Source organism: Thiocystis minor, from assembly GCF_016653465.1.
GTDB lineage: Bacteria > Pseudomonadota > Gammaproteobacteria > Chromatiales > Chromatiaceae > Chromatium > Chromatium minus.
This window is the reverse complement of the sequence record NZ_NHSQ01000167.1, coordinates 1-4,615: the sequence shown is the minus strand read 5'-3', so window position 1 is coordinate 4,615 and position 4,615 is coordinate 1. Positions and strand designations below refer to the sequence as shown.

General features: G+C 66.0%; 2 protein-coding genes. Both read right to left on the bottom strand.

Annotated elements, in window-relative coordinates; all coding sequences use genetic code 11:
• Positions 1 to 35 precede the first annotated feature (35 nt).
• A complete protein-coding gene (locus CCR95_RS22360; RefSeq protein WP_201098650.1) occupies positions 36 to 3,857 on the bottom strand; it encodes a conjugal transfer protein TraG N-terminal domain-containing protein in 3,822 nt (1,273 codons plus the stop codon).
• Positions 3,858 to 3,920: 63 nt separating this feature from the next.
• On the bottom strand, positions 3,921 to 4,615 hold a 695-nt coding region (locus CCR95_RS22355; RefSeq protein ID WP_201098648.1), incomplete at its 5' end, for a conjugal transfer protein TraH.

Below are 4,615 nucleotides of genomic sequence, written 5' to 3'. Positions count from 1 at the left end.
CTCGCCATCGCCGCGCCGCACGGGGGGCGCAGCCATCACGCGGGGCGGGGCGCGTTTGTCTCCTCGCCAGCACGAATGCCGCCCAGGGTTCCGATGACGACACCGTGGTCGAGGTGCGCCGCGTTCCGGCCATCGCCCGCGTAATAACTGAGATTCGAGGCATCCTTCGGCAAGCCGGCCCAGATTTTCGAGAGATTGAACGCGAAGGTCTGGTCATCGTCGCGGCCCGCGATCCAGTCATTGACGCCCGCCTCGCTGACCAGCGCCAACGCCAGACGATCCTGCAGCGCGGGGGTAAAGCGTTCGTTGCCGCTCAGCTGCAGACGCTCGGTCAGTCTCGCGAAGGTCTCGGGAATGAGCTGATAGCGTCCGATGGCCGATCCGCCATTGCCGTCGGCCAGCAACTGTTGCTGAAACGCCTTGACCTCATTGACCGTCAGCGTCGACAGATCGACCTGCTGCTGATCGGCGTGACCGTACCAGGCGTTGTAGTTGCCGTGCGACTCCGGTGCCGAGATCAGATCCAGCACGCGCCCGAGGCCGCCCCCGGTCGCGCTGGTGTGGATCAGGGCGAGTCCGTCAGACATCCTGGCGTTTTTTTTTCCGTCATCGTCCGTGGACGGAGAACCGTGCGCTCCGAACGGTGCGGGTGACAACGCCTCGCCGTCAGGCGCGGTCGCGTTGTACGCGCCGATCAGGCGCAGGTCGGCATCGTCGCGCGAAGTCACGGAGCGCTCGATCAGGCGGGCGATGTCCTCGCCCGTCCCGGCGGGCGCTTCGGCGATGACCGCCGCGCGGGCGGCCTGCGACGCCGCGCTCGGCAACGCCGCGAAGAGATTCGCCGACGCCTCGCGATACAGGCCGGTTTGCACCGGCGTCAGTCCGTGCCCCGCCACCTGGTCCAGGCGCGTGTCGATCATGGCTTGGCGGGCCTGTTCCCAATTCGGCACGCTCCCCGCCGCCTGGACGCCGGCCTCCCAGGCCGCGCCCGGATCGCCGGTCTCGACGAGCGACGCGCCGAACGCCTGCAAGCCCGCGCCCCAGTGGTCGATTTCGGCATTCGTGCTCGTCCCGACCAGCGCCAGGGCCTCGCCGGTCTGAATCATCAGCCCGCCGGTTTCGTGTTGGGCCGCGCGCGCCGCCGGTCGCGGCAAATTCGCTTCCTGGCGGATGTCATCGGCGAGAAGCGCCCGTTGTTCGCCGTGCAGTTGCCGATTCCAGCCCGCGCTCTGGTTCGACACGGACGCGCCGGCGTCGGTCGCGAAGGTGGTCACCGCGTCGCGTCCTTGCGCAACCTGGGAAATCGTGCCATCGGCATTGACCCGCATCGACGCCAACCCGGCGCCGACCGCGCCGCGCACGTCCTGCACACCGGCGCCCGCGACCGCCGCGCGCACCGCGCCTTGAGCCGGACCCTGGGCGGCCAATCCGGCATGGACCTGGGGATCGATGCCCTGGGGAATCCGCACCCCAAGCAGGTCCGAATAGACACCCATGGCGGCCCCTTCGGCCTGCTGCCGTTCCGTCTGGCTCATGGCGTCGAAGCGTTCCCCGCCATATTGGCCGAGCAGCATTCCCATCCCCGCCATCGCGTGCGCCTGGGCGGGATCGCCGACCACGCCGGCGGCTCGCAGCGCGTCGGCTTGTTTGGCCACGTCGCCCGCCAAGCCGAAGCGATCGATCGCCTGATTCAGGCGGCGTTCCGCGACCGAATTCTGCACCACCATTCCCGAGGTGTCGATCGCGCTGTAGCTGGCGCTCGTCCCCGCCGAGCGCGCAAAGGTGGCCGCTTCTTCATACGAACGCGAGGTACTGATGACATTCGAGGCGCTCTGCGTGAGTTGCGTGTTCTCCGCCTGGCTCAGTCCCTCCGTGAACCCCTCGCCTTGGGTGCGCGACACATCCGACGCGAGTCCTTGGCTGAAGCCCGCTTGCAGTCTCTCGTCGGTATTCACGCGCGCGACGATGGCCTGGGCGATCGCCGTCTCCCGACCATCGGTGATCCCGTATTTCTGTTCGATTTTTCCGGCCAGGGAGGCCCCGATGCCGCCCTCCCGTTCGCCCGCGTTTTTCCCCGTCAGCCCCGCACTGAGCAGCGTCGACATCCCTTCGGTGCTGATCCCGGAATCCTTGAAGCTGTGCGACAGGTCTTCGGCGGCCGAGCGGGTGGCGTCGGTCGCCTGGGTATAGGTCGCGCCGAATTTCTCGCTCAACGCGAACTGGGTGGCGGACTGATGATTGGCGGCAGCCGTGCGCGCGAAGGCTTGACCGACGCTCGATTGGAAGCTCTCCTGTGCCTGTTCGGCCTGGGTATCGGCGGATTTCAGGCTGGACTGCGCCGTCTGTCCGGCATTGAAGGACCAGGACAGACCGCTTGCCCCCGGTGCGCTGGTGCCGCCGAGCGCCGTGTGTTGCTGCAAGGGTCCGTTGGTCATGGCCGCCCCTGGCTGCAAAATGTCGGGGGAGGTCATTTTTTCGTTGATGTGATCCGCCCCTTGCAGCCGTCCGGCGAGATGGGTGGCGGTGATGGCGCTGCCGTAGATCAGCATCAGACTGATCGCCGGGGTCGAGGCAATCAGGACGCCCGCGGTGCCCAGGTAATCCTGCAACAGCAAATCGCTCTCGTAGAGCGCCCGAAACGACGGCAGGACCGCGCCATTGTGGGTCGCCAGCGCCTCGAACGCGCGTTCCGTGACCATCAGCAGATACAGGTTGGAGATCGCCAGGATCGGCATCCACAACTGGATCCACAACCCGAACATCAGGTATTTGCCGACCATCCCAACGCCCAGCGGTCCCAGGCCGATGGCGAACGCCATGAACGGGCCGATGGCGAAAATAAAGCCCTCGAAGTAGACCATCATGGGACGCATGATCTTGATAAACAGCGTCTGTTCGGTCGCCCACTGACTGTTGCGCTGGGCGATCGCCTGCGCGGCTTGCGCCGCCGCGCCCGCATCGCCGAGATCCCGATAATGCTGGATCACGCCCTTCTCGACCATCGGCAGGAGCGCGGCCATCGTCATGTACTGCTGGGCGTCGACCGCCCCACCGGCGAGCGCGGCGAGCGCCCCGCTGACCCGCGTCGTCACCGAGCCGCTGGCGGTGCCGAGCTTGGCGGCGAGCGATTCCTGAAACGCCGGCAGGAACGCGGTGCTGGTGTAGTCCTTGAGCCGGGTATAGGCATCGACACAGGTCAGGGTTTCGCGTGCCAGACCGAGCGAGATTTCGGTCGTCCCGGTGACGATCGGCGTTTGCAGCGCCGCGTCCACGGTCGTGGCTTTAAGCAGGCGATCCAGGGTCGCGCCGTCGATCTGGCGATCCACGCCATAGAGCACGCAATCGGCCACGTAGTTGATCCACGACTGTTCGACATTCGCCCCGGCGCTCGGGCTGTTGGCATCGCCCATGGTCAGCCGCGACAGGGCGGTCTTGCGCACCGTGGCGAGCACCTGCAAAGCGTCAACATAGCCGTGCTCGGTCATGGTGGGCGTGGCGAAGGCTTGCTCGAACAGCTTGGTGATACCGTAGCCCAGATTCGATACCGTGGAGCCGACCAGCGCGGGACCGAGCGGCACGTGGTCGACCACGCGCGCGGTGCCCGAATAGGCCCCTTCGATCGTCACCGACACCGTGGGCACGAACAGCAGCGAATAGAGCACGAACGACACCAGCAGGTTCTGGAACTTGATGCTTTGAGCGCCCTGCAGCAGCCCCTGGACGGCGATCAGAAGGAACCCGAGGAGAAAGCCGATGCTGACAAACTGGACAAAATCCGCCGTGGCGAACAGCATCGCCACGGCATTGAGCACTTGTTGGAGGAAAACCGGATCGCCGATGGAATAGATGGTCCACATGGAAAGCCTGCCCTAACCGTTGCCGCACATGAAGAAAAAACGCCAATCCCGCCGAGCGACCCGCTAGGGTTCGGCGTCGCCTGGCGTTCCGTTGGCCTGCACGAGATCGAGATAACTGACCCCTTTGCGCGTCGCGAGCAGGGTGCGGAAGCTCTCCAGTAGGTCGTTGGGGTTGCCGTAACGCGCCGCCAGGGTGTCGGATTCGCGCCAGATGTCGGTGCGCACGGATTCGAGTTGTTGCAGCAGTTGCGTGGTATGGGTGTGATCCAGCCCGGCGGTGGCCAGACGGACGCTTTTCAGCATGTCGCGGACCATGACCTGCACCAGTTCGATGGCAATGATCGGGGCGGCGCGTTCGGCAAAGGCGAACGCCATCCCCGGCTCCGCGACCGCCAGGGTGCGAATCGCCCCGCCCAATCCCCAGGGCGCGTGTTCCATCAAGCCCTGTTCCTCGGGCGTCAGTGCCTCGACCCCGAGCATGAATTTCCGAATCAGTCCCGTGCTTGACGCAGTGCCGATCAGCAGATCGCGCACGCGCGGGATCATGCCGTCCAGGGTCACGGATTCCTTGGTTGGGGAGCGGCATTCGTCGCTCGACGGACAGCGCCAGAGCATCACGGTTTCCCCGCTGTCGCGGTTGCCATTGAGCAAATCGCTCACGCTCAAGGTCGCCTCCAGCGTCGTCACGGGGAGACTGTTGCCGCCATCGGGACTGGGTTGCGGCCCGCCGGCCTCGGAGCCGACGATCAGGCTGCCGG